This window comes from Pollutimonas nitritireducens (assembly GCF_002849615.1).
Lineage (GTDB): Bacteria > Pseudomonadota > Gammaproteobacteria > Burkholderiales > Burkholderiaceae_B > Pollutimonas > Pollutimonas nitritireducens.
This window is the reverse complement of record NZ_PDNV01000003.1, coordinates 361898-386865: the sequence shown is the minus strand read 5'-3', so window position 1 is coordinate 386865 and position 24968 is coordinate 361898. Positions and strand designations below refer to the sequence as shown.

22 protein-coding genes are annotated in these 24968 nt (G+C 56.6%); 8 read left to right on the top strand and 14 right to left on the bottom strand.

Translation table 11 applies throughout. The features are described from left to right. Window positions 1–200: 200 nt before the first annotated feature. A complete protein-coding gene (locus tag CR155_RS06320) occupies window positions 201–3227 on the bottom strand; it encodes an FAD-binding and (Fe-S)-binding domain-containing protein (RefSeq protein ID WP_102069136.1) in 3027 nt (1008 codons plus the stop codon). A gap of 42 nt (window positions 3228–3269) precedes the next feature. Continuing rightward, window positions 3270–4004 carry a GntR family transcriptional regulator gene (locus tag CR155_RS06315; RefSeq protein ID WP_102069135.1) on the bottom strand — a complete coding sequence of 245 codons (735 nt, stop codon included), beginning with the start codon at window positions 4002–4004 and terminating at the stop codon, window positions 3270–3272. Between the two features lie 214 nt (window positions 4005–4218). Between CR155_RS06315 and CR155_RS06305 the strand changes: the two genes are divergently transcribed. The 4 genes from CR155_RS06305 to CR155_RS06290 are packed head-to-tail and all read left to right on the top strand — an operon-like array spanning window position 4219 to window position 8586. Beyond that, window positions 4219–5424, top strand: coding sequence for a pyridoxal-phosphate-dependent aminotransferase family protein (locus CR155_RS06305; protein ID WP_102069133.1), 1206 nt, complete (start codon window positions 4219–4221; stop codon window positions 5422–5424). 35 nt (window positions 5425–5459) lie between these two features. Next, on the top strand, window positions 5460–6482 hold the full coding sequence (locus CR155_RS06300; protein ID WP_102069132.1) for a Bug family tripartite tricarboxylate transporter substrate binding protein: 1023 nt from the start codon (window positions 5460–5462) through the stop codon (window positions 6480–6482). A gap of 13 nt (window positions 6483–6495) precedes the next feature. Beyond that, window positions 6496–7011 carry a tripartite tricarboxylate transporter TctB family protein gene (locus CR155_RS06295; protein WP_102069131.1) on the top strand — a complete coding sequence of 172 codons (516 nt, stop codon included), beginning with the start codon at window positions 6496–6498 and terminating at the stop codon, window positions 7009–7011. Window positions 7012–7035: 24 nt separating this feature from the next. Continuing rightward, complete coding sequence (locus CR155_RS06290) at window positions 7036–8586, top strand: tripartite tricarboxylate transporter permease (RefSeq protein WP_102069130.1); 1551 nt, start codon at window positions 7036–7038, stop codon at window positions 8584–8586. Window positions 8587–8608: 22 nt separating this feature from the next. On the opposite strand, the gene CR155_RS06285 is transcribed toward CR155_RS06290, so the two are convergent. The 8 genes from CR155_RS06285 to CR155_RS06250 are packed head-to-tail and all read right to left on the bottom strand — an operon-like array spanning window position 8609 to window position 15236. Continuing rightward, the gene (locus CR155_RS06285; RefSeq protein ID WP_102069129.1) at window positions 8609–9229 is read right to left on the bottom strand and encodes a Maf family protein; all 621 of its coding nucleotides are present in this window, start codon (window positions 9227–9229) and stop codon (window positions 8609–8611) included. 38 nt (window positions 9230–9267) lie between these two features. After that, a complete protein-coding gene (gene pyk, locus CR155_RS06280; protein WP_102069128.1) occupies window positions 9268–10707 on the bottom strand; it encodes a pyruvate kinase in 1440 nt (479 codons plus the stop codon). Window positions 10708–10736: 29 nt separating this feature from the next. Next, window positions 10737–11207 carry a 23S rRNA (pseudouridine(1915)-N(3))-methyltransferase RlmH gene (gene rlmH / locus CR155_RS06275; protein WP_102069127.1) on the bottom strand — a complete coding sequence of 157 codons (471 nt, stop codon included), beginning with the start codon at window positions 11205–11207 and terminating at the stop codon, window positions 10737–10739. Between the two features lie 11 nt (window positions 11208–11218). Then, window positions 11219–11617 (bottom strand): ribosome silencing factor, encoded by a 399-nt coding sequence (gene rsfS / locus CR155_RS06270; RefSeq protein WP_102069126.1) that lies wholly within the window; start codon window positions 11615–11617, stop codon window positions 11219–11221. Between the two features lie 22 nt (window positions 11618–11639). After that, window positions 11640–12245: a nicotinate (nicotinamide) nucleotide adenylyltransferase gene (nadD, locus tag CR155_RS06265; protein WP_102069125.1), complete on the bottom strand. Its 606-nt coding sequence runs from the start codon at window positions 12243–12245 to the stop codon at window positions 11640–11642. Further along, window positions 12236–13141 carry an oxygen-dependent coproporphyrinogen oxidase gene (gene hemF / locus CR155_RS06260; protein WP_102069124.1) on the bottom strand — a complete coding sequence of 302 codons (906 nt, stop codon included), beginning with the start codon at window positions 13139–13141 and terminating at the stop codon, window positions 12236–12238. The genes nadD and hemF overlap by 10 nt, the downstream gene beginning before the upstream one ends. Before the next feature lie 10 nt (window positions 13142–13151). After that, entirely contained in the window at window positions 13152–14447 is a 1296-nt protein-coding gene (gene purD / locus CR155_RS06255) for a phosphoribosylamine--glycine ligase (protein WP_102069123.1), read from the bottom strand. 57 nt (window positions 14448–14504) lie between these two features. Further along, a complete protein-coding gene (locus CR155_RS06250; protein WP_102069122.1) occupies window positions 14505–15236 on the bottom strand; it encodes a YebC/PmpR family DNA-binding transcriptional regulator in 732 nt (243 codons plus the stop codon). Window positions 15237–15346: 110 nt separating this feature from the next. Here CR155_RS06250 and CR155_RS06245 point away from each other — a divergent pair, with 110 nt between their 5' ends. Both CR155_RS06245 and CR155_RS06240 read left to right on the top strand, forming a co-directional pair. Next, window positions 15347–16852 carry a helicase HerA-like C-terminal domain-containing protein gene (locus CR155_RS06245; RefSeq protein WP_102069121.1) on the top strand — a complete coding sequence of 502 codons (1506 nt, stop codon included), beginning with the start codon at window positions 15347–15349 and terminating at the stop codon, window positions 16850–16852. Between the two features lie 74 nt (window positions 16853–16926). Beyond that, entirely contained in the window at window positions 16927–17997 is a 1071-nt protein-coding gene (locus CR155_RS06240; protein WP_255399178.1) for a tartrate dehydrogenase, read from the top strand. Between the two features lie 15 nt (window positions 17998–18012). Here CR155_RS06240 and CR155_RS06235 read toward each other — a convergent pair whose 3' ends face one another. Next, window positions 18013–18891: a DMT family transporter gene (locus tag CR155_RS06235; RefSeq protein WP_102069120.1), complete on the bottom strand. Its 879-nt coding sequence runs from the start codon at window positions 18889–18891 to the stop codon at window positions 18013–18015. Window positions 18892–18969: 78 nt separating this feature from the next. Between CR155_RS06235 and CR155_RS06230 the strand changes: the two genes are divergently transcribed. Further along, the gene (locus CR155_RS06230; RefSeq protein ID WP_199171690.1) at window positions 18970–19956 is read left to right on the top strand and encodes a quinone oxidoreductase family protein; all 987 of its coding nucleotides are present in this window, start codon (window positions 18970–18972) and stop codon (window positions 19954–19956) included. 89 nt (window positions 19957–20045) lie between these two features. Here the strand turns inward: CR155_RS06230 and CR155_RS06225 are convergent, their stop codons facing one another. Together CR155_RS06225 and pepN are read right to left on the bottom strand one after the other, a co-directional pair. Beyond that, window positions 20046–21059, bottom strand: coding sequence for a class 1 fructose-bisphosphatase (locus CR155_RS06225; RefSeq protein ID WP_102069118.1), 1014 nt, complete (start codon window positions 21057–21059; stop codon window positions 20046–20048). Continuing rightward, window positions 21056–23764, bottom strand: coding sequence for an aminopeptidase N (pepN, locus tag CR155_RS06220; RefSeq protein WP_102069117.1), 2709 nt, complete (start codon window positions 23762–23764; stop codon window positions 21056–21058). The genes CR155_RS06225 and pepN overlap by 4 nt, the downstream gene beginning before the upstream one ends. A 229-nt stretch (window positions 23765–23993) precedes the next feature. Between pepN and CR155_RS06215 the strand changes: the two genes are divergently transcribed. Beyond that, window positions 23994–24587 (top strand): DUF4136 domain-containing protein, encoded by a 594-nt coding sequence (locus CR155_RS06215; RefSeq protein WP_233213940.1) that lies wholly within the window; start codon window positions 23994–23996, stop codon window positions 24585–24587. On the opposite strand, the gene CR155_RS06210 is transcribed toward CR155_RS06215, so the two are convergent. Then, on the bottom strand, window positions 24584–24958 hold the full coding sequence (locus CR155_RS06210) for an H-NS histone family protein (protein WP_102069115.1): 375 nt from the start codon (window positions 24956–24958) through the stop codon (window positions 24584–24586). The two genes, CR155_RS06215 and CR155_RS06210, sit on opposite strands and share 4 nt — an antisense overlap. Window positions 24959–24968: the final 10 nt, after the last annotated feature.

Below are 24968 nucleotides of genomic sequence, written 5' to 3'. Positions count from 1 at the left end.
AACGTGAAACGCCTTTGCGCCGATGATAGTGGACGTACGTCTGTGAAAGTAGGTCATCGTCAAGCTCTTATGCAGTAAGAAAACCCCCGCCCGTCTCAACGTGCGGGGGTTTTTGTTTGGGCGCGCGAAACGGACAGATCAAGCCGGATGCGGTCTTGCAAGGTCGCAACATCCAGACAGGCTCGGTACCAGGCTGGCTATCACACCAGAGCACGTGCCAGAACACAGGCCACGTGTACGGCATGGCTGTTCGATTCGCCGTGCCCAATGCCATGTGATATCTGGTGCCGGCAGCTGGTTCCATCTGCAATCAGTAATGTGTCGGGTTCCGCCTTACGAATAGCCGGAAGCAACGAGAGTTCGGCCATTTGCATCGATGCCTCGTAGTGATTTGCTTCATAGCCAAAACTCCCGGCCATGCCGCAGCAGCTGGATTCGATCAGTTCTGTTGTCAGATCCGGGATCAACGCCAGTACTTGCTGTATGGGCTTGACGGCATCGAACGCTTTCTGATGACAGTGGCCGTGCAGCAAGGCGCGCTTTTCTGGCAGTGGACCCAGCTTCAAATTCAGGCGTCCCGCTTCATGTTCGTGAGCCAGAAATTCCTCGAATAGAAATGCATTTCTTGCCACTAATTGCGCATCGTCGCCCAAGCCCATTACCAGGAACTCGTCGCGGAGGGTCAACAGGCAGGATGGCTCTAGGCCGACAACGGGAATCCCGTGGCTTACGAAAGGCTGCAGGGCTTCCACAACCCGGCGCGCTTCCTGTTTCGCCTGGTCAACCATGCCGGCCGATAAGTAAGTGCGGCCGCAACATAGCGGCCTTTTTGGATTTGCATCGGTGGAAGACGGCCCTGCAATATGCACCCGGTAGCCAGCAGCCTGCAAGACTTTGTAGGCGGCAATTGCATTTTCAGACTCAAAATAATTATTGAACGTATCAACAAACAGAACGACGTTGGCGGTTTGGGCATCTGTCGCCGAAGCTTGCTTCAAGAACGTGTCGTCACGCCACGTTGGCAATGAGCGTTTTGCGGAAAAGCCCAGATATCGTTCCGATAGCGCCGCAGCGCCCGGGAGTGTATCGCGCAGATTGAACAGGAAGGGAAAGCGGGCAGCCCAGGGTGCCCAGCGTGGCAATGTCGCAATCAGTTTGTCTTTAAGTTTTAGTCCATACTTTCCTTGCCATTGATACAAAAACTCAACCTTCATTTTGGCCATATCGACGCCTGTCGGACAGTCTCGTTTACAGCCTTTGCAGCTTACGCATAAATCCAGTGTTGCCCGCATTTCATCCGATGTGAAAGCATCGGGGCCAAGTTGCCCCGATAGCGCCAGCCGCAGCGTATTGGCGCGACCGCGCGTCAAGTGCTGCTCATCCCGCGTAATGCGATAGCTGGGACACATCGTGCCGGCATCGAACTTGCGGCAGTGGCCGTTGTTGTTGCACATGTCCACAGCCTTGGCAAAGCCGTGGGTGGGGTCGCCTCCTGTTCCTGGCGGCGTAGTGGTGCCGGTGGACGGGTCATTGCTGACATTCCACACGGACCAGTCCAGAGCCGGCTTGAAGGAGATGGTTTTATAGCCTGGTGCGTAACGGAACAGGGATTTATCGTCCATTCTGCCGCAACGGACGATCTTGCCGGGGTTCATCAGGCCATCGGGATCGAAGATATCTTTGATCTCTTCAAACGCCTTTGTCAATCGAGGCCCGAATTGCCATGATACCCATTCGCTACGCACCAGGCCGTCTCCGTGCTCGCCGGAGAACGCCCCTTTGTACTGGCGTACCATTTCGGACGCCTCTTGGGCTATTGCACGCATCTTTTCAGCCCCGCCGGCTCGCATATCCAGAATAGGACGTACATGCAGCGTGCCTACAGATGCATGCGCATACCAAGTGCCCCGCGTGCCGTGCCGTTGGAACACTTCAGTCAGTTTGCTGGTGTACTCGGCCAGATGTTCCAGCGGGACGGCGCAGTCTTCAATGAAAGAAACCGGTTTGCCATCGCCGCGCATGCTCATCATGATGTTCAGACCGGCCTTGCGCACTTCCCATAGCGCTTTCTGTGACGCGACATCGCTCATTTCGACCACGGATCCGGCCAAGCCCAGATCTCCCATCAGCTCAACCAGTTCTGCGAGCTTGCGGAGTTGCTCTGCTTTCGATTCGCCGGCAAACTCGACCAGCAATATGGCTTCGGGAGCACCGATCAAGGCCTGATCGATAACCGGCTTGAACGCCGGGTTGCTTCGAGCCAGCTCTATCATCGTGCGGTCCACCAGTTCTACCGCACAGGGGTCCAGCTTGACGATATGGCGTGTCAGGTCCATGGCCTGGTAAAAGGTGGGAAAGTTGACAACGCCCAGCGTTTTGTTTGCCGGCAAGGGTGCCAGTTTCAAGGTGATTTTTTTTGAATACGCAAGTGTGCCCTCGCTGCCTACCAGCATATGCGCCAGGTTGACTCCGCCATCGCTGGTATATGGCCTTGGACTCTGCGGATGGAAGATATCCAGGTTATAGCCGCCGACTCTGCGCATGACTGACGGTACCCGGATTTCAATTTGTTCGCGCTCGCGTTCGGCTATTGCATACAGGCGAGACACGAGTTCGGTGATGCGTGGCGAAGGATTGCGCATTTGCGTTTTGTCGCCAAAAATCGCTTCGGTGCCATCGGACAACAGGGCGTCGATACTATGGACGTTATGCACCATGTTGCCATAGGCGATCGAGCGCGATCCACAGGAATTGTTGCCTGTCATTCCGCCCAGAGTGCATTGGGCGGCTGTACTGACGTCGACGGGAAACCATACTCCGTGAGGTTTGAGCCAGGTATTCAGGTGATCAAGCACAGTGCCTGGTTCAACCGTTACGGTCATGGCGTCAAGGTCGAGATCGCCGATATGGTTCAGGTACTTGCTATTGTCGATGACGAGGGCCGCGCCAACGGTTTGACCGCATTGCGAGGTGCCCCCGCCGCGAGCCAAAACCGGGATACCCAGCTGTCGGCACAGGCTTAGCGCCGCTCGTACATCATCGATGCTTTTGGGTATCAGTACGCCTACCGGTTCAATTTGATAAATAGATGCATCGGTCGCATAGCGCCCTCGTGATACTTTATCGAACAAGACCTCGCCTTCGACTTCAAGCTGCAGGCGAGCCGCCAGTTCTTTCATATCTGCGGCCGAATGCAGGTGGGGCTGCCGAGTTAAGGGGACGTTCATCGGATTCCTGTTTCAAGTCTTGCTTGATTCGCTCAAGCCGGGTCAGGGGGAGTTGGACGATGCGGGTTTCAGGCTTTCGAGTACAGCTTCGCCTTTGCGCTGGAGGTGCAGGCGCATGATGGACGCTAAGCGGGCGCCATCGCGCGCGGCGAGGGCATTGACCATGTCGACATGTTCGAGCATGGCCTTGTCCCATTTGTCGTGGTTCAGGTTGGAGCGAAAGCGCAGGTTCTGCAGCCTAAGGTTGATGGTTGTGTAAACCTGCGACAGCAATTGATTTTTTCCCGCGGCATTGATGCGGTCGTGGATTTCGCGATTGACGTGGTAATACGCCGGAAGATCGCGGCGCGCATGGCAGGCCTGCATTTCAAAGGTAAGCGCCTTGATTTCGGCAATTTCCTGGTCGGTGATGTGCATGCAGGCGAGGTCGCCGGAAAGCGCTTCGAGAGCGCCCATTACTTCGAAGCTTTCACGGATGTCTCTTTCGGACAAGGCTATGACTTGGGCGCCCTTGTTAGGCTGTATCTGAACCAGCCCGTCGGCGGCAAGCAGGCGGAATGCTTCCCGTAGCGGCGTGCGCGAGACTTGCAGTTGGTCACACAAGGCGCGTTCGTTCAACCGTGTACCAGCTGGAAGCTGACCTTCGATAATCATTTCACGCAGACGTTCGGCGACCGCCGTTGGCAGGGTACGCCGATCAACCGCCAGCGTAGTAGCGGTTTCGACGGCGGGTGATGGTGGACCTTCAATTGTGCTGCCTGGTTGTTCGATTTTCATTTGGTATACAAAATGTGAGGGTTGTTTTGTATGTTGGATGAGGGATCCATACGGAGATGCAGGTGATTTTTCGCCATTCTGTCGATTGTAAGCCACTTTCCCGACACATTTATAGTGTGATGCAGCATAGATAGTTCTTGCATGCGGCTTGCTTCCTGTCTATTATTTACTGGAATTTGTATCTTGTATACCAAGTAAAGCGCGAGGCCCAATTATGATTCCGTTGCATTCCCATTCCTCCGGGCGCCATTTTTTGCAGATTCCGGGGCCCACCAATGTGCCTGACCGTGTGCTGCGTGCCATTGATAACGTCACCATCGACCATCGAGGTCCGGAGTTCGGAGTGCTGGGTAAAGCCGTTCTGGCTGGCATGAAGAAAGTGTTCAAGACAAAGGCGGATGTGGTTATTTACCCGGCCTCAGGTACAGGAGCCTGGGAAGCGGCGCTAGTCAATACGCTTTCGCCCGATGACCTCGTGCTCATGGTGGAAACAGGTCATTTTGCAACGCTTTGGAAGAGGATGGCGAGCAAGCTCGGATTGAAGGTCGAATTTTTGGCGGGTGATTGGCGTCACGGCATCGACTCTGCGCAAATCGGCGCGCGTCTGAAAGCGGATAAAGACCACCAGATCAAGGCGGTTTGTGCTGTGCATAACGAGACCGCAACAGGCGTTACCAGCAATATTGCTGCGTTGCGTAAGGCTATCGACAGCAGCGGGCACCCGGCCTTGTTGATGGTCGACACCATTTCGTCTCTGGGCTCAATGGATTACCGCCATGATGAGTGGGGCGTCGATGTGACGGTTGCCGGGTCACAAAAGGGACTGATGCTGCCTCCTGGTCTGGCGTTCAATGCAATAAGCGCCAAGGCATTGGCAGCGTCTGAAACTGCGGCGTTGCAGCGTTCGTATTGGGATTGGAAAGAGATGCTCGCCATCAACCCCTCGGGCTATTTTCCCTATACGCCGGCCACCAATTTGTTGTACGGACTACATGAAGCACTGGAAATGTTATTTGCCGAAGGGCTGGATAAGGTTTTCGTCCGGCACTATCGTTTTGGCGAAGCAACGCGGCGGGCGGTGCGAGCATGGGGACTGGAGATTCTGTGCCTGAACCCAGACGAATATAGTTCAGCCCTGACAGCCGTGGTCGTACCCGATGGTCATAGTGCCGATGCATTCCGAAAGACCGTCCTTCACCATTTCAATATGTCGCTGGGCCAGGGGTTGAGCAAACTGTCCGATAAAGTATTTCGGATCGGCCATCTTGGCGATCTGAACGAACTGACCTTGTGTGGCACGCTGGCAGGCGTGGAAATGGGTCTGGAAATATCAGGAATACCGCATAAAAAAGGCGGAGTACAAGCTGCAATGGATTACCTGAGCGAATCAAGTATGGCGGCCTTGACGCGAGCTGCGTAGACCGTTTTCGTAGCACCAACCGGAGGAGACACCACATGAAGCATCTGACTCGCAGGCTAGCAAATAAAACCTATATGCTGTCGCCATTGGCCATGCTGGCCAGCCTCGGCATGGCATCTGCCCATGCCGCCTGGGAACCCACCAGGTCGGTCGAAGTTATTGTTCCTGCCGGTGCGGGCGGGGCTTCCGATCAAATGGCCAGGACGATCCAAAGCATCATCCTCAAGCATAAGCTGATGAAGCAGTCCACCCTGGTTATGAACAAGGGAGGAGCCAGCGGGGCCGAGGGCATCATGGATACCAAAGCCTCGAAGGGGGATCCGCATAAACTCATGGTTGCCTTCTCGGCTATCTACACGTTGCCTATTGCGGTCGACCTGCCATTCAACTGGACGGATCTGAATCCGGTTGCCATGATTGCGCAAGACGAGTTCCTGCTCTGGACCAATGCCGGGGATGGCTACAAGACCGCGGCAGATTACTTGAGCGCCGTGAAAGCCGCGCCTCCAGGATCGTTCAAAATGGGTGGAACGGGCGCCAAGCGTGAAGACCAGATTATTACCGTCGCGCTGGAAAAAGCGGCAGGTGTCAAATTCACCTATGTACCCTATAAAAGTGGCGGGGAGGCCGCCACCCAGCTGGTAGGCAAGCATACCAATTCCAACGTCAACAATCCCAGCGAGAATATTGCTCAATGGCGAGCTGGCCAGATAAGCGCTTTATGCGTGTTTTCCGATGAACGCATGGCTTATAAAGATAAAGTCACCAAGGACCTTTCCTGGAATGATATTCCCACATGCAAGGAAGCTGGCTATGACGTTCAGTATCAGATGCTGCGCGGCTTTTTCCTGCCTGGCGGTACGACGCCCGAGCAGGTTGCGTATTACGCTGATTTGCTCAAGAAAGTGACCGATACGCAAGAGTGGAAAGATTATCTGGCCAAACAGGCGTTGAACGGCCAGTACCTGGCCGGCAACGATTATGTGGAGTTCTTGAAAAAGGATGAAGCCAAGCACAAGGCCTTGATGCAGGAAGCCGGACTGGCCAGCAAGAAATAGGCAGGAGGCCCGTATGAAGCATGAGCACACAGGCAGCAACCCGTCGGGCGGCGGGTTGTCTTATAGCGCCGTCGATGCAATGACAGCGGTCGTGATCTTTGCGATAGGCGTAGTCATGATGGTGGACAATCATCGTATCGGTTCGAATTGGGGCGCGGATGGGCCGGAATCAGGTTACTTCCCATATCATATCGGCCTTATCTTGTGCATAGCCGGTGTGGCCGTGCTGTTGAAATCCTTATTCGGCAAGCAGCGTAATCGTACGGTTTTTGTCAGTTGGACAAGATTCAGATTGGTGCTGATGGTTTTGGTGCCGACGGCGCTTTATGTGCTCGCAATACAGTTTGTCGGCATTTACCTTGCCTCGGTATTATTTATTGCAGCTTTCATGCGTGTACTGGGCAAGATCAGCTGGTTCAAGACGGTGTTGATTAGTGTGGGCGTAAACCTGCTGTTGTTCTGGATGTTTGAAATCCAGTTCATGGTGCCGCTACCCAAAGGTCCATTCGAGGCCTTAATCGGTTATTGAAACCAACGGCAGGAGAATCGTCACGTGGATGAAGTCAATGCGTTATTTCATGGATTTGCCACCGTATTAAGCTGGTACAACATCGGCATGATGCTGATAGGCTTGGTGTTGGGAGTGATAATAGGTGTTCTGCCCGGGCTTGGTGGGCCGAACGGCGTTGCGATCCTGCTGCCGCTTACATTCACCATGCCGCCGACCTCCGCCATCATCATGCTGTCATGCATATATTGGGGGTCGCTGTTTGCCGGTGCAATTACGTCCATCTTATTCAATATACCGGGCGAGACATCATCAGTGGCGACAACGTTCGATGGTTATCCACTGGCTCAGCAAGGCAAAGCCGGCAATGCGCTGACTGCGTCCTTTACAGGATCGTTTTTTGGCGCCTTGTCCGGTGTGTTGCTTATTACCTTCTTGGCTCCGCTGGTGTCCAAGTTCGCGCTCAGGTTCGGTCCGCCCGAATTCTTCGCGGTATTCCTGCTGACCTTTTGCAGCTTCGTCGGGACTGACAAGAAAACTCCCTTTAAGACCGTCATATCCATGATGCTGGGCTTTGGTTTGGCTGCGATAGGAATGGATACCGTCAGTGGTGGACTGCGGATGACATTCGGTTGGTCCGAGCTATTGCGCGGTGTGGATTTCCTTGTCGTCGTTATTGGGTTGTTTGGGATAGGCGAAATCCTCGTCAGCATGGAGGAAGGGCTGGCGTTCGAAGGCAAGAACGGAAAGATCAATCTCAAAGTGGTGCTGCAAACCTGGAAAGAAATGCCCAAGTATTGGGTGACCTTGATCCGCAGCACGGTTGTCGGATGCTGGATGGGGATTACGCCGGGCGGGGCGACTGCTGCATCGTTCATGGGGTATGGGTTGGCGCAACGATTCTCACGCAATGGGCATAAGTTCGGCACGGGGGAGCTAGAAGGCGTTATCGCGCCGGAAACGGCGGCCCATGCCTCGGGAACTTCTGCGTTGTTGCCCATGTTGGCGCTAGGCATTCCAGGGTCGGCGACGGCGGCGGTGCTGCTGGGTGGGCTGATGATTTGGGGGCTCCAGCCGGGGCCATTGCTGTTTGTCGAACAGAAAGAGTTTGTGTGGGGCCTGATTGCCAGTATGTACTTGGGCAATTTCGTAGGCTTGATACTTGTATTGAGTACAGTGCCTTTGTTTGCCGCGATTCTGCGTATTCCCTTTGCCATCGTCGCGCCGATTATTATTGTGGTTTGCGCTATTGGCGCCTATTCCGTGCATAACGCCATGCTGGATGTGTGGTTTATGTTGCTTTTCGGGGCGGTGGGTTATGTGCTGAAAAAACTGTCTTATCCATTGGCGCCCATGATTCTGGCGTTGGTCCTCGGCGATCGTATGGAAGATGCTTTCCGGCAGTCCATGCTGGGGCCCAATACAGGTCTGCACGTATTCTGGTCGAATTCGCTGGTCGGTACAATCACCACGCTGGCCCTGGTCATGCTGTTCTGGCCTGTTGTTCACTGGCTGTGGCGTTCAGCGCGCAGGACGGCTGGAGGGAAGCCTGGAATTGACGGTGTCGATGGTGTAGATACCGAGGCTAGCCGATAAGCGATCTGATACCGGTTGGAAATCAAGACTCTGCCTGGCAGGATTGCAGAAGCCGCCAGGTTTCAAATGCAGGCAAGCCCATGACGCCGGTGTAGCTACCTGCGATATGTTCAATAAATACAGCTGCCTTGCCTTGTATGCCATAAGCACCTGCTTTGCCCATGGGTTCGTCCGTTACGCAATACGCCTCGATTTCTGTCTGCGACAATCTCTTGAATCGCACCTGAGTCACCGATACATCGTCCACCAGTTGACTACCGCGGGAGAGGACCACCGCCGTGTGGACGGTATGGGTAACTCCAGAGAGGCGGGCCAGCATTCGTCGCGCATCGTCGCGACCGGTTGGCTTGCCCAGAATATCGTCGCCCAGTACGACCGTCGTATCGGCGGACAGTATGGCCCGGGTGGCATCCAGTCCCGACGCCGCGCGCGATGGGTGCTCGACCAGCCACTGTCTCGCCCGTATGGCTTTCTCGCGTGCGGTGCGCAACACATAATCGGCCGGTGCTTCACCCAGCAGGCGTGGTTCGTCCTCACCCGCCGGAGCGGGCACATCGAGAACCTCATGTTCGACTCCGATCTGGACGAGGATTTCATGCCGACGCGGGCTCGCCGACGCAAGATAGATGAGCGATGCTTTCATTGCTTCCAGTTCTGGAATAAGGTGATCGGGCGAATGACTCAGCTCACTTTGAGAATTTTCATTGCGTTCGTACCGCCGCTGTTGCTGTAGAAGTCGCCCTTGGTCAGTATGATCCAGTCACCTTCCTCCAAAAGCGACTGCTCTTTGAGCTTTTCGATGGCGGCGTCGCTCACCAGGGCCGGATCCAGTTGTGCTGCGTCGAACGCGACGGGGTAAACGCCGCGGAACATGGCTGCGCGACGTAAGGTGCCTGGATGGCGCGTATAGCAATAGATGGGTACGCCGGAACGTATGCGCGACATGATCAGCGGCGTATGGCCGCTTTCCGTGAGGGTGATGATGGCCTTCACGCCTGGAAAATGATTCGCGGCATACATGGTGGCCAGCGCAATGGTTTCATCGCAGCGTGTAAAGGCTTCGCCCAGCCTATGCTGAGAACGCGTCGTGGTGGGCTCTTGTTCCGCGCCCAGGCAGACCCGGGCCATGGCCGTCACAGCTTCGACCGGATACAGTCCGGATGCGCTCTCCGCCGAAAGCATTACGGCGTCCGTATGATCCAGTACCGCATTGGCCACGTCAGACACTTCTGCGCGTGTTGGCAAAGGACTGTTGATCATCGATTCCATCATCTGCGTTGCTGTAATGACCAATTTGTTATGGGTGCGGGCATGCTGGATGATGCGCTTTTGAATGCCGACCAGCCGAGCGTCGCCCACTTCGACGCCCAAATCGCCGCGCGCCACCATGACACCGTCGCTGACCATGATGATGGCATCGAGTGCGCGATCATCAGCGACGGCCTCGGCTCGCTCTATCTTCGCAATGATCCACGCCTGGCTGCCGGCGGCTTCCACCAGTGCGCGCGCTTCTTCGATATCGTGCCCATAACGCGGAAAGGACACGGCGACGTAGTCCATTTCAAGTTCGGCCGCCAGCTTGATGTCTTCGCGATCTTTGTCGGTAAGGCTGGGAGCTGAAATTCCACCTCCCCGACGGTTGATGCCTTTGTTATTGGAAAGAGGCCCACCGACGGTCACCACCGTGTGCACGGAGTACTCATCGACCTTTTCCACCATCAGGACGACCCGTCCGTCATCCAGCAGCAGCTCGTCGCCTGGATGGCAATCCTGGACCAGGCTGGGGTAATCGATACCGACGATGGTTTCGTTGCCTTCTTCGGACGGGTGCGCATTCGATAGCGTAAAAGGCTGGCCGGCCACGAGCGTAACATTGGCGTTCAAGAACCGGGCGATGCGTATCTTTGGCCCTTGCAGGTCACCCATGATGGCCACATAGCGGCCGTGTTTTTCAGCCAGCTCGCGCACGAGCCTGGCCCGATTGCGGTGATCGTCAGGCTCGCCATGAGAGAAGTTCAGGCGGGCCACGTCCATGCCTGCCAGGATGAGCTGTTCGATTTTATCCGGACTGGAGCTGGCTGGCCCCAAGGTCGCTACGATTTTAGTGCGGCGTCTAGTCATGAAAGCAAGGAGTCCAGGTATGGCGCCTGTCAGGCGCGATGATAAGGATGACCAGTCATGATAGCCCACGCACGGTAGAGTTGCTCCGCCAATACGACACGAACCATGGGGTGGGGAAGAGTGAGCGAAGACAGCCGCAGGCGGCTGGTGCAGCTGCGTTTGAGGGCGGCATCTAGGCCATCCGGTCCACCGATCAGGAAAACGATATCCTGGCCGCCGCCGCGCCAGCCCTCGAGCTCGCGGGCCAACTGCATGGTGTTCAGATCCTTGCCATGTTCGTCGAGCGCAATACGCATGGCTTGTGCGGGGATGGCGGCTTCAATGCGGCGCGCTTCCGCCTGCATCATCTGGGCGGGAGTTTTGCCGGATGTCCGAGGTTCGGGCTTGATTTCTTTCAGTTCAAGAGCACAGTCCGGGGGCATGCGCCGCGAATAATCGCGCCAGGCGGTTTCGACCCAGTCTGGCATGCGCATTCCCACCGCGACGATGATCAATTTCATCGACGGCTCTGTTATTGCTCGTCGTCGTAGTCGAAGGATTCCGGCATGCTGGGCTGCATGGATTGCGGGAGCAGTTTTACATTGACGGGCCTGCCGCCCCAGATTTCCTCCAGGTTGTAGTATTGGCGAATTGCCGGGGTCATGCAGTGAACGACGATATCACCCAGGTCGACCAGGACCCACTCACCGGTGTCTTCGCCTTCGTAGGCGACGATGGGAATCTTGTGGCTCCGTGCGCTATCGGCGACACTTGAGGCGATTGCGCGTGTCTGGCGATTGGACGAACCCGTCGTGATGACGACGCGGTCGAACAGTCCGGTTATATGGGTTGTGTTGAAGATTTTGATGTCCTGCGCTTTGACGTCTTCAAGGGCGTCAATGACAAGGCGTTGCAATTTTTGAATTTCCATGGGTGAACTATACCGTGAGACGTTAGGCAACAGGCGCTTGGTAGAGCCCATTTTGTTTAATATATTGCGCCACAGCAACATCGAGCAGCCCGTTAGTGGACTGGCCGCGAGCCAGGCGCTGGCGCACCAGAGTCGCCGAGATCTCCGTGGGCTCGAAAGGCAGCTCGATTAACTGGCGGTCGAGTTTTTTCAGATGCTCGATGAGTGGCTGGGCCGGCGTTAGGCGGGCCCCAGGCCGTTGAGCGACCGCCAGTGTGACCAAACTGATAATTTCCTGCCAATGCTGCCATGAACAGAAGTTTTCCAGCTGATCAGCGCCCAGTATCCAGAAATAATCAGCGCTGGCGGGAAGTTCACGCAGGGTATCTATGGTGTAGGTCGGGCCCCCACGCTGGATTTCAAGTGGATTGACATGGATATGGGCACGGCCGGTGACGGCGATATGCAGCATGGCGAGCCGGTGCGCCGCAGACGCCGCAAGCGGACCGCGTTGCCAAGGATCGGCGGCTGGTATCAATTGAACCTCGTCCAGGTCCAGCGTCGTTCTGGCGGTTTCGGCAAGGGCAATATGCGCAAGGTGTACGGGGTCGAAGCTTCCGCCGAGCAGGCCCGTTCGTCTTAAAGCCATTCGCGTGGCTTCAGGTAACGGGAAAGGGCCGCTTCGGGCGTTCCTTCTTCCGGCGACCAACTGTAGCGCCATGCCGCCATGGGCGGCATCGACAGCAGGATGGATTCGGTGCGCCCGCCGGACTGCAGGCCAAAGAGGGTGCCGCGGTCAAATACCAGGTTGAACTCGACGTAGCGGCCTCGTCGATAGGCTTGGAATTCGCGCTGCCTGTCAGTATAAGGGGTGGATTCTCGTTTTTCCACGATAGGCATGTAGGCGTCGAGAAAGCAATTTCCCACCGCGCTCGTCAGTGCCAAGCATTGATCGAAGCCGCCTTCATTCAGGTCATCGAAGAACAATCCGCCAATACCGCGGGTTTCGTCGCGATGCTTCAAATAGAAATATTGATCGCACCACGTTTTGTACGCCGGATACTTATCGGCACCGAAGGGTGCCAGCGCATCGCTGCAGACTCGATGGAAGTGGCGGGCGTCCTCGTCGAAGGGGTAGTAGGGCGTCAAGTCTAATCCTCCTCCGAACCAGAAGACATCCTCTTGTCCTTCCTGCATGGCCCGGGCGACGAATAGACGGACATTCATATGCACGGTCGGAACATAGGGATTGCGGGGGTGCAATACCAGGGAGACACCCATCGCTTCCCAGGCGCGGCCGGCAAGTTCACTGCGGTGCGCGCTGGCTGACGGCGGCAAGGTCTTGCCCTGGACGTGACTGAACAGCACACCTGCGCGTTCGAACACGGAACCCCCCTCGAGGTAGCGCGACAAGCCGCCCCCGCCTTCAGGGCGAGTCCATTGGTCTGCCTTGAAGCTGCTGCCGTCGGATGCCTCCAGGGCTGCCACGATACGAGCCTGGAGACCCAGAAAATAGTCATGGGCAGCGGAAATCGGAACGGTCAAATCGGGCTCCTTACGTTGAACTGTTTCCGGCCGGTATGGCGCGCCATCCGATGTCCTTGCGGTATTGCATTCCGGCAAAGTGGGTCTGTGCTATTGCAGCATAAGCCGCAGCCTGGGCCGATTTGACTGAGTCGGCCAACGCGGTTACGCACAGCACCCGTCCCCCCGACGTCTTGAGTGTGCCATTATCGAGCACGGTTCCCGCATGAAATACCATGCATTCGGGGGTGTCCTGGGGTAATCGGCTGATCGTGTCACCATTGCGCGGTGTCGACGGATAGTTGTGAGCCGCCAAGACGACGCCCAGCGCTGTGCGCGGATCCCAATCTATGCTGGCTTCATTCAGGCGCTGGTCAACGGCAAGCGCGAACACCTGCGCAAGGTCGTTTTTTATGCGCATTACGATGGGTTGCGTTTCGGGGTCGCCCATACGGCAATTGAACTCGAGCACCTTTAGTGTGCGCGCGGCGTCCGGGCCGCCGCCTATCATGAGGCCAGCATACAGGAAACCGGTATAGGGTGTTCCGTCTTTGGCCATGCCGGCGATCGTCGGATCGATGACCTCGCGCATGATCCGGTCATGAAGGGCAGCGCTGATGACCGGCGCCGGGGAATAAGCGCCCATTCCTCCTGTATTGGGACCCAGATCGTTGTCGTTGAGCCGTTTATGATCCTGGCTGGTGGCCAGCGCCAGCACGCTGCGTCCATCGCACATGACGATGAAGCTGGCTTCTTCACCGAGCAGACACTCTTCGATGACTACGCGCGCACCCGCCGCACCCAGCGATCCGTCGCCCAGCATCTGATCAATGGCGTCGAAGGCTTCGTCCGTGGTCGCCGCGACGACCACACCTTTCCCGGCCGCCAGGCCATCGGCCTTGATGACGATGGGCGCGCCTTGTTCGGCGATATAGGCTTTGGCCCGTGCCGGATCGGTGAAGGTCCGGTAGGCCGCGGTAGGGATATGGTGACGCACCATGAACGCCTTCGCATAATCTTTTGAACTTTCAAGTTGTGCCGCTGCCCGGGTAGGCCCGAATATTTTCAAACCGGCTGCCTGAAACGCGTCGACGACACCGGCCGCCAACGGCGCTTCCGGACCCACCACGGCAAACGCAATCTGTTCCTTTCGGGCGAAAGCAACGAGTTCGTCAATATTGACCAATGGTACGTTTTGCAATCGTTCCGACCGCGCAGTCCCGCCGTTGCCCGGCGCGACATATACCGTTTCCACGCGGGAGGATTGGGCCAGTTTCCAGGCCAGGGCGTGTTCGCGACCACCGCCACCGATTACAAGTAGTTTCATAGTGTGAGTTGTTTATGGTAAGACGTATTGAGTAAATGGCGGGTTCGTTCAAATGCCTTAGTCGGCTTCATCCAGGACGGCGGTGGTAAAGACATCCTGCACATCGTCCAGCCCTTCGAGCACATCCAGCATTTTCTGCATTTTCATGGCGTCTTCGCCGGTGAGTTCCGTTTCGCTCAGCGCCTTCATGATGACGCCCTGGACCTCCGGTACCAGCGATGCCTGTTCGAACGCCGCCTTCACGGCAGCGTAGTCGGCAGGCGAACAAATGACTTCGATCATGCCTTCGTCATCGGTCTGAATGTCTTCGGCGCCCGCTTCCAAAGCGGCTTCCATGACGCGTTCCTCCGACGTTCCCGGCGCGAACAGGAATTGGCCGCAATGCTGGAACATGAAGGCTACGGAGCCCTCCTGCCCAAGGTTGCCGCCATGCTTGCTTAATGCATGACGCACTTCGGCGACCGTGCGGGTGCGATTATCGGTCATGCAGTCGATAATGACCGCGGCTCCGCCCACACCATAACCCTCATAGCGGATTTCTTCGTAATTTGCGCCGTCGGCGCCGCCGGCGCCGCGCTGGATCGCACGCTGGATATTCTCTTTCGGCATATTGGCAGCCATGCCTTTGTCCCATGCCATCCGCAGGCGCGGATTGGAATCAGGGTCGGCGCCACCGGCGCGCGCAGCGACCGTGATCTCGCGAATGATTTTTGTCCAGAGTTTGCCTCTCTTGGCATCTTGGCGCCCCTTGCGGTGCTGGATGTTCGCCCATTTACTGTGACCGGCCATAAAGTGTCATTTAATTCAAGAGAAAGAAGGGATTTTAACGCGTGCACAGGAAGTGGCATCGAATTACACTTGGCATTCTTTTTAGTCTTGTCCGAAATGGTGGAATACGAATGGCCGATCCCGTTGTTATTGCAAAGAATGCCGGTGCCGACACGTTTCTGTTGCCGCAACTTGCCAATCGCCATGGATGCATTACTGGCGCCACCGGCACGGGAAAAACAGTGACATTACAGCTGCTGGCCGAGGCGTTCTCGCGCATGGGCACTGCTGTGTTCGTGGCGGACGTCAAGGGCGATCTCAGCGGCATCTCGCAATCAGGCGCATCCAGTCCCAAGCTGCAAGAGCGGTTGGCAAAGCTCGGCTTGCCCGAGCCCGTATGGGGAGGCTGCCCTGTCGTGTTCTGGGATATTTTCGGCGAGCAAGGACATCCGGTACGCGCCACAGTTTCCGACATGGGGCCCTTGCTATTGGCGCGTATGCTGGAACTGAACGACACCCAGGAAGGCGTGCTCAGCCTGGTATTCAAGGTCGCCGACGATGAAGGCCAGCTCATTCTCGACCTGAAAGACCTGCGTGCCATGCTTGAGCATATTGCCGATCGTTCATCGGAACTGCGAACCCGCTATGGCAACGTGTCGTCCGCATCCATCGGGGCCATACAGCGCAGCCTGCTGCGCCTGGAGTCTCAGGGAGCCGATGGTTTCTTCGGTGAACCCATGTTGAATATTTTCGACTGGATACGTGTCAATGAAAAAGGACAGGGTATTGTCAATATCCTGGCGGCCGACAAACTCATGCAGTCGCCGCGTCTGTATGCAGTATTCCTCCTCTGGATGCTCGCCGATTTGTACGAGGGGCTTCCCGAAGTCGGAGACCCCGAGAAGCCAAAGTTTGTATTCTTCTTTGACGAGGCGCATTTGCTGTTCAACGACGCACCCAAGGCTTTGCTGGAAAAAATAGAACAAGTCGTGCGGTTGGTGCGATCAAAAGGCGTGGGCGTTTATTTTGTCACCCAGAATCCGCTGGATATTCCCGACACCGTTCTTGGCCAATTGGGGAACCGCGTGCAGCATGCGTTGCGGGCGTTCACGCCGCGTGATCAGAAAGCAGTCAAGACCGCCGCCCAGACCATGCGCCCTAATCCCGGCCTCGATATCGAGGCGGCAATCACCGAGCTGGGCGTGGGCGAGGCTCTGGTTTCGATGCTGGATGCCAAAGGCCGCCCCATGCCCACTGAACGGGTATGGATGCTTGCTCCGGGAAGCCGGATAGGTGCAGCCACCGACGCCGAGCGCCAGGCCGTGCGTGCCGCATCCATGCTTGGTGGCAAGTATGAGCAAACCGTCGATCGCGAATCGGCGTACGAGATCCTGAGAAAGCGTGCCGCGTCCCCACCTGCCGACGCCGCAGTGTCCGCGGGTACCGGCGAGCCAGCAAACGCACCCGGCGCCGACGGAGGGCTGATGGGCACTGTCAACGATTTCCTTTTTGGCTCGACAGGGCCACGGGGAGGGCGCCGCGACGGCATTGTCCAGTCGGCGTTCAAAAGTGCTGCGCGGAGTGCCGCCAATCGATTGGTGCGGGGGGTCCTGGGATCGCTGATCGGGCGCAAGTAGATCGCGCTGTACCGCATTGTTCTGTTGCAAGCAGGATTGCATAACCATTTTCATAACTGATAAGAGAGATCAAGGTGACCAATAACGTTCACAGTATCGCCGTCATCGCGGGTGATGGAATCGGCAAAGAAGTCATGCCCGAGGGGGTGCGCGTGCTGGATGCCGTGGCAGCTCGTCACGATATCCGCTTCGAATGGGAGCAGCTCGACTGGAGCTGCGATCATTACGCCAAGCACGGCCGCATGATGCCGGAAGACTGGAAAGAGCGCCTCAGCAAGCATGAAGCCATTTTCTTTGGCGCCATAGGCTGGCCCGACCTGGTGCCTGATCACGTCGCGCTTTGGGAGTCATTGTTCAAATTCCGACGTGAATTCGACCAATACATCAACTTGAGGCCGGTGCGTCTGATGCCGGGCGTCAAATCGCCCTTGGCCGACCGCAAGCCCGGAGATATCGATTTTTTCATTGTCCGCGAAAACACCGAGGGCGAATACTCCAACAGCGGTGGACGATTGTTTGAAGGCACTCAACGCGAGGTGGTGATTCAAGAAAGCGTGTTCACCCGTATCGGTGCGGAGCGCGTCCTCAAGTTCGCGTTCGAGCTTGCCCAAAAACGCGGCAAGCACCTGACCGCAGCGACCAAATCCAATGGCATCTCAATTTCCATGCCCTGGTGGGACGATCGCGTGGCCGAGATGGCGCAACACTATCCCGACGTCCGCTGGGACAAATATCACATCGATATCCTATGCGCCCACTTCGTCCAGCATCCGGATCGCTTCGATGTGGTAGTGGCCTCCAACCTGTTCGGAGACATTCTCTCGGACCTTGGCCCGGCTTGCACTGGCACCATAGGTATAGCGCCCTCCGCCAACCTTAACCCGGAGCGAAAGTTTCCATCTTTGTTCGAGCCAGTGCACGGTTCGGCGCCGGATATCTACGGCAAAGGCATTGCCAATCCTATAGGCCAGATCTGGAGCGGTGCGATGATGCTGGATTTCTTGGGTTATCCCCAGGCGGCGCAGGAAGTTGTGAAGGCCATCGAGACTGTCCTGGAAAACGGTCCGCGTACGCCCGATATGAAGGGAAGCGCCAGCACCCGGGATGTCGGCCAGGCCATCGTGGATGTGATCAGCCGGTCCTGATCGACGGGTCTTTGCTTACGGGACTGACTTGCCGGCGTGGGTGCCGGTCTTGCGCAGTCCCGACCATACAATGGCGCCTATCATGAGCGATCCTCCAAACAACGCCCGGTTCGACGGATATTGGGCAAACAGGATCGCGGCAAAGAAAATAGCATAGAGCGGTTCCAGCGCAATCACGATACCTGCGCTGCGCGCCTTGAGCGTCATCAGGCTCGATACCAGCAAATAATGCGACAGGGCAGTGCAAAAAACGCCCAACAACGCGATCCACAGCCAGTTGATGGCATCCAGTTGCGCGATCGCCGGGAAAGAGAAGGGCAGCGTCAGCAGTGCCACCACCAGGTTTTCCCAACAGGCAACCTGTTGCGCGGGGATATGGGCGGCCGCACGCCGGTTGATCAGTGTGAAGATGGCAAAGGACAGGCCCGACAGAATCGCCCAGGCAAGTCCCACGGTGGCTTCATCGCGAAAGTCGAAGGATGGCGTGACCAGCATCAGGCCGAGCGTGACCAGGCCAAGGATCAACCATTCCGCCATTCGGACCTTTTCCTTGAAGAATACGCATTCGCATAACGTGATGAATGCAGGGAAGCTGGCGAAGCCCAAGGTCGCGACCGCGACACCAGCGATCTTTACGCTGATGAAGAACGTAACCCAGTGCAGGGCCAGCATGGCCCCTGCGGCCGCCAGGACGCCGATGTTCCGGAGTCTGAAGCCTTGCATCAGGGAACCGCCCTGGTATCGAATGAACGCGAGCAGGGCGAGGACCGCGAAGCTTGCACGGCCCGCAGTAATGACGAGGGCATCGGCCTGGATGAGTTCACCGAATATGCCGGTCAGGCCAAATAATACGGCGGCGACATGAATCGCAAAGAGAGCACGCTGACGATTCATTTTTTCAGGTACAGGGTTGCAATAAGGAATTAAACTAAGCGCTTATTGCGCCCTAAACATCTATCTAAGGAGTTCGTCTTGGAAAACCAGGTCAAAGCTATACGAATCGAAGAAAACGGTGGCCCGGAAGTATTGAAACTTGTTTCGGTAGGGGTTCCGGCGCCCGAGAAAAATGAAGTAACTATACGCCAGAAAGCGGTTGGCCTGAACTTCATCGATATCTACTACCGCACCGGGCTGTACAAGCATCCGTTGCCCTGTGGCCTGGGCTTCGAGGCGTCGGGCGTGATCGAGGCAGTCGGCGCCGATGTCAGGCACCTGAAGGTCGGTGATCGCGTCGCGTATGGCCAAAGCCCACTGGGCGCTTACGCCGAAGCGCGCAATGTTCCCGCCGATCGGGTCGTCAAGCTTCCCAAGGGCGTCAGTTTCGAACAGGCTGCCGCCATGATGCTCAAGGGGCTCACGGTTCAGTATCTGTTTCGCCAGACGTATCGCCTGCAAGGTGGCGAAACGATACTATTTCACGCCGCCGCAGGCGGCGTCGGGCTCATCGCTTGCCAATGGGCCAAGGCCCTGGGCGTCAAACTTATCGGCACGGCATCCAGCCCCGAAAAAGCCGCATTGGCAAAATCCCATGGTGCGTGGGAAGTTATCGACTACTCCCGCGAAAATGTCGTCGACCGCGTCAATGAGCTCACGAATGGCAAAAAAGTGCCCGTCGTCTACGACGGCGTCGGCAAGGACACATGGCTTACCTCGCTCGACTGCCTCGAACCACGAGGCCTGATGGTCAGTTTCGGTAACGCATCCGGGTCTGTCGAAGGGGTGAACCTGGGCATATTGGCCAGCAAAGGTTCTTTGTACGTTACACGTCCAACCCTGGCTACCCACGTACCGACGCGCGAAAAAATGCAGGCGGCATCGGATGAGCTTTTCGGCCTGGTCGCAAAAAAGAAGATCGACATCATCATTGGCCAGCGATTTCCCCTGGAAGACGCCGGCCAGGCTCAACAGGCTTTGCAAGGCCGCAAGACTACCGGCGCCACCATTCTGACACTCGATTGAGTGTGATCCGGACGGCTTTGGCCCGTCCGAATCCTTGCAAGCTCATTTGCGATGCTGGCACCGGTTTTCCGGACCCGCATCGCGCGTGCTTATAGCGCTTCGTTGTGATAACGCTTGACACGTTCCACTTCTTCCTTCGACCCCAATATCACCCCTATGCGTTGATGCAAGGTGGTGGGTTGAACATCCAGTATGCGCTGGTTGCCATCGTGGGCAGCTCCGCCCGCCTGCTCAATAAGGAAGCTCATGGGATTGGCTTCATACATGAGGCGCAGTTTCCCTTTTTTGCCTGAAGGGCGTTGGTCGCGGGGGTACATGAAAATGCCGCCACGGGTAAGAATGCGGTGCACGTCGGCAACCATGGACGCGACCCATCGCATGTTGTAGTCCTTGCCCAGAGGTCCGCTCGCGCCGGCCAGACAATCATCAATATAGCGTTTGACGGGTGCTTCCCAATGACGCATGTTCGACATGTTGATGGCGAACTCGGCGGTTTGTTCCGGAATGGTAATGTTGGGGTCCGTCAGTACCCATGAACCCATTTCGCGATCCAGCGTGAAGCCCATCACGCCTGTACCCACCGTCAGCACCAGCATGGTTTGCGGCCCGTACACCGCATAGCCGGCTGCAACCTGGCGTACACCGGGCTGCAGGAAGTCGTCTTCATCCACGTCCCGCCCTGAAGCATGGTGCGGGGCGTGCAGCACCGAGAATATAGTGCCAATGGATACGTTCACATCGATATTGGACGAGCCGTCCAAGGGATCGAACAGAAGCAGATATTCGCCCTTGGGGTAGCGATTTGGAATCCTGTGTATCGTTTCCATTTCTTCTGAGGCCATGGCAGCCAGGTGACCGCCCCACTCATTGGCTTCCAGCAATATTTCGTTGGACAGTACGTCCAGTTTCTTTTGCACTTCGCCTTGAACGTTTTCGCTTTCCAGGCTGCCCAGAACGCCACCCAGTGCGCCTTTGCTGACCGCATGCCCGATGGCCTTGCACGCCCGCGACACCGTCTCTATGAGGAGGCGGACTTCCGCTGAAACTGCCTGTTCTTTTCTCTGCTGCTCGACCAAGTACTGGGTCAATGTTGTGCGCTTCATTTTTGCTCCTGCTGTATTTTCAATGCTTTGGAAACTATTTCGCTTACGTTGCGCGACAGTGTGGGGTGTTGCTGGATGCGTTGCAAGGCGGCCCGGATGGCTTCCCGGTTTCTGGCGGTGTAGCGGGCCCAGTTGTCGAACGCCCGTGCCAGGCGTGCTGCGATTTCAGGGTTGAGCTGATCCAGGGCAATGACCTGGTCGGCCCAGAATGCGTATCCTTCGGGCGTATGCACACCCTGCAGGCTGTTCATGCAGAATTGAAAAATCAGGGAGCGCGCCCGGTTGGGATTGCGCAAGGAAAACGCGGGGTGCAGCATTAATGACTTTATGGTTTCGACCGTCGCGCCGGGGGCGGATGCCTGCAAAGCGAACCATTTATCGATCACCAGGGGGTCCTGTTGCCACTGCTCGTAGAAGTGGTTCAGCGCTTCCTGGCGCTGCGGCGAGTCGGAAAAGTGTACCAATGCCGATAGGCCGCCCATGCGGTCGGTCATGTTGGTCGCATCGTAGTATTGGGCCACGGCCAGCGGCTGTGCATCGGGGTGGCCGGCGGCCATCAAGTAATGCAGGCAGAGATTGTGCAAGGACCGGCGCCCGGAAGAAAGCGGGTCAGGCCGGTATGCGTCGTCGTTACCCGAAGTGGCACGGTAGATGTCCAACCAGTCGGGTGCCAGCGCGCGGCCCAGCTGTTCACGCATGTGTTTGCCTGCCTTCACCACCGCTGCCGGATCCATGGGGCTGGTTTTTTCCAGCAGCTCTTTCTCTGTCGGTTGGCTGAGTATCCGTGTCTTATAAGCCGCGCTCAGGTTGGGGTCGTGCAATAGTCGTTTCCACGTTTCGGTCAGGCCCGACGCGATGTCGGACTGTCGTTCATCGCTTATCGACCGGGTCAGACAAAGCAGTTGACGCGTGGCCAATTCCTGCACGGCTTCCCAGCGGGCGAAAGGATCGGTGTCGTGTTGCGCCAGGAGTATAAGCTCGGATTCCTGTCGTTCAATATCGACGATTACGGGTGCGGAAAAGTTGCGCAATAGCGAGGGTATCGGTTTGTGCGCAATGTTTTCGAAGACCCACGTTTGCCGTTCTTCGGTCAATTCGAGCAACACCGTTTCGGCGGCTTTTCCATCGTGCTCAAGTGGCAGTGGCTTTCCTTGTTGATCCAGAAGGCCCAAGGCGAAGGGAATGTGCAAAGGCGGTTTGGGCAATACCGGCGACTGCAGTCGCTCGATGCCAACGGCTTCATTGTGCTGGGCCAAGGTGATGGAACATGTATGGGCTTCGGCGTCGTAAGCCAGGTCGACTTTGACCCGGGGCGTGCCGGCCTGGCTGTACCAACGACGGAAGACGTCCAGGTTTTTTCCGGGATTCCGCTGTACGTATACTGATTCCATGGCACTGACGAAGTCATCGCAGGTAACCGCGGCCCCGTCATGGCGGCGGAAGTATTCGTCAATACCAGCGCGGAATCCCGTCTCTCCAAGTATTGTGTGTTGCATGCGTATGACTTCGGCGCCTTTCTCGTACACGGTGGCGGTGTAGAAATTGCCAATTTCCTGATAACTTTCAGGCCGGATCGGATGGGCCATGGGCCCGGCATCTTCCGGAAACTGTGCGATGCGCAGCGTGCTGACGTCATCAATGCGCTTGACAGCACGGGCGCTGGCCGCCTCGGCGCCGGACAAGTCGTGCGCCAACATATCGGCCGAGAACTCCTGGTCGCGGAAAACAGTCAGCCCTTCTTTCAGGGACAACTGGAACCAGTCGCGGCAGGTCACGCGATTGCCCGTCCAGTTGTGAAAGTATTCGTGCCCGATTACGGCTTCGATGGCTCGATACGCCGCATCGGTTGCGGAGTCCTTATCGGCCAGCACGTAGGCGGAATTGAAAATGTTAAGGCCTTTATTTTCCATCGCCCCCATGTTGAAGTCTCTTGCAGCAACTACCATGAAGCGGTCCAGATCGAGCTCCAGCCCGAACCGTTGCTCGTCCCATTGGAGTGATCTTATCAGGCAGTCCAGCGCCCATTGTGTCTTGGGCTCCGAGCCGCGATCGCTATAAATCTGCAACAGCGCGTCGCGCTTGCCGTGTGTCTTGACGGTTTGCTCGCGGCAGGCGAAATCGCCCGCCACCAAGGCAAACAGATAGCTGGGCTTGGGGTGAGGATCTTCCCAGACGGCCTGGTGTCGGCCGTCTGGCAAATCGACGGATTCCAGCAGATTGCCATTGGAGAGCAATAAGGGGTAATGCATACGGTCAGCGCGAAGGGTGACGCGATAGCGCGACATGACATCGGGGCGATCCGGAAACCATGTAATACGTCTGAAACCCTCGGCCTCGCATTGAGTGAACAATTTGTCGCCCGACACATACAAACCCATCAGAGACGAATTGTCTGCCGGTTTGCAAAGGCTCGTAATCTGGAGTGTGAAGCTTGCCTTCGTCGGGAACAGGGTGAGGGTTTCGTCCTGTAGCCGGTATGCCTGGGGCGCGAGTGTCTGTCCGTCGAGCATCACCGACTCCAGGACCAGATCTTGCCCATTGAGAAGCAAGGGTTCGTTCACGTTGCCTACGCGTTCAAACTCGAGCCGGGAACTGACGCGCGTCTGCAGCGGATCGAGGTCGAATTCGAGGGCGACATGCGGAAGGCGATAGGGGTAAGGTTGATAGTCGTGGCGGGATATGGTGGGGATTGTGTCGGTGCGCATGGCTGTAGACTCGCTGTTCGATGTTGAGGCTATTGTAGTATTTGCGCAGCATCGGTTTTTTAGAATGACGATGCAACCTTTGTTTGAGTGTAATGGTCTTAGTAACAGTAACGCCACCATGCCGAATCTCGATTCGCAGGGCTGGTTACGATCAACAAGATATTTGGGGTAAATCATGGGGCATTGTTCACACCGGTCTTCATTATCCGTTTGGCGGTTTTGGGCGGTCATGGCAAGCCTGTTATTGGTGTCGGGGTGTGCATCGACGCTCTCGGCCCGGGTCACCAGTTATCAGCAGTGGCCTGCCAATGTGGAAGGCCAGTTCTACAGAATAGTGCCCGTCGCCAGTCAGACCAACAACCTGGAATTCCAATCCGTTGCCGACATGGTCCGCGCATCCATAGGGCCTACAGGACTCGTCGAGGCCCGTTCCGGGCAATCAGCACGATTCGATGTCACTATTGTTTATAGCAATCCGATCAGTACTACCCTGGTCCAGCGCTCTTACGATCCCTATATGGACGGCTGGGGATTTGGCCCTGCATTTGGCGGCTATTATGGTGGTTACCGGGGATGGGGTGGCGGCATTTATATGACACCACCGGCTTATACAGTGCCGGTCGACGTTTATAAAAATACGCTGACGGTGATTATCAAGGATAATCAAAATGGCGGTGCCGAGGTATATAGATCTACTGCGGTAAACGTCAGTACGTCCGATAATCTTGCACAGGCCATGCCTTACCTGGCACAGGCCGTGTTCGATGGCTTCCCGGGCAACAATGGTGAGGTTCGCGAGGTAAATTACGAGCGCGGGCGCTAAGATGCCTGGTCGGTCTTGATAAGAAATTCGTTTCGAGTCTGGCCTTCCGCTTCGGCGGCAGTTACCCAGCGCGGCGCTTTGCCACGGCCAGTCCAGGTTGCGCCGGTTTGCGGGTGCCGGTATTTGGCCGGCACGGGTCGTTTGCTTTTCGCAGCCACTTGATTCGTTTTGGAGGCTGGGGCTTTCACTATCTTCCTGCTGTAGGCCTCGGCGATTTCCTCCGGAGTAATCTCATAATCGCGCATCGAGCGGATAATAGAGGTGATAACGGGACCGCGTTGTTTTGCTTGTAAAGCTTGGGCTTGTTTTTGAAGTTTCTGTATTTCTTTTTCTATTTTCTGTTTTGCCGATAAATAGGTTTCGCGGACCATGAATATTCCT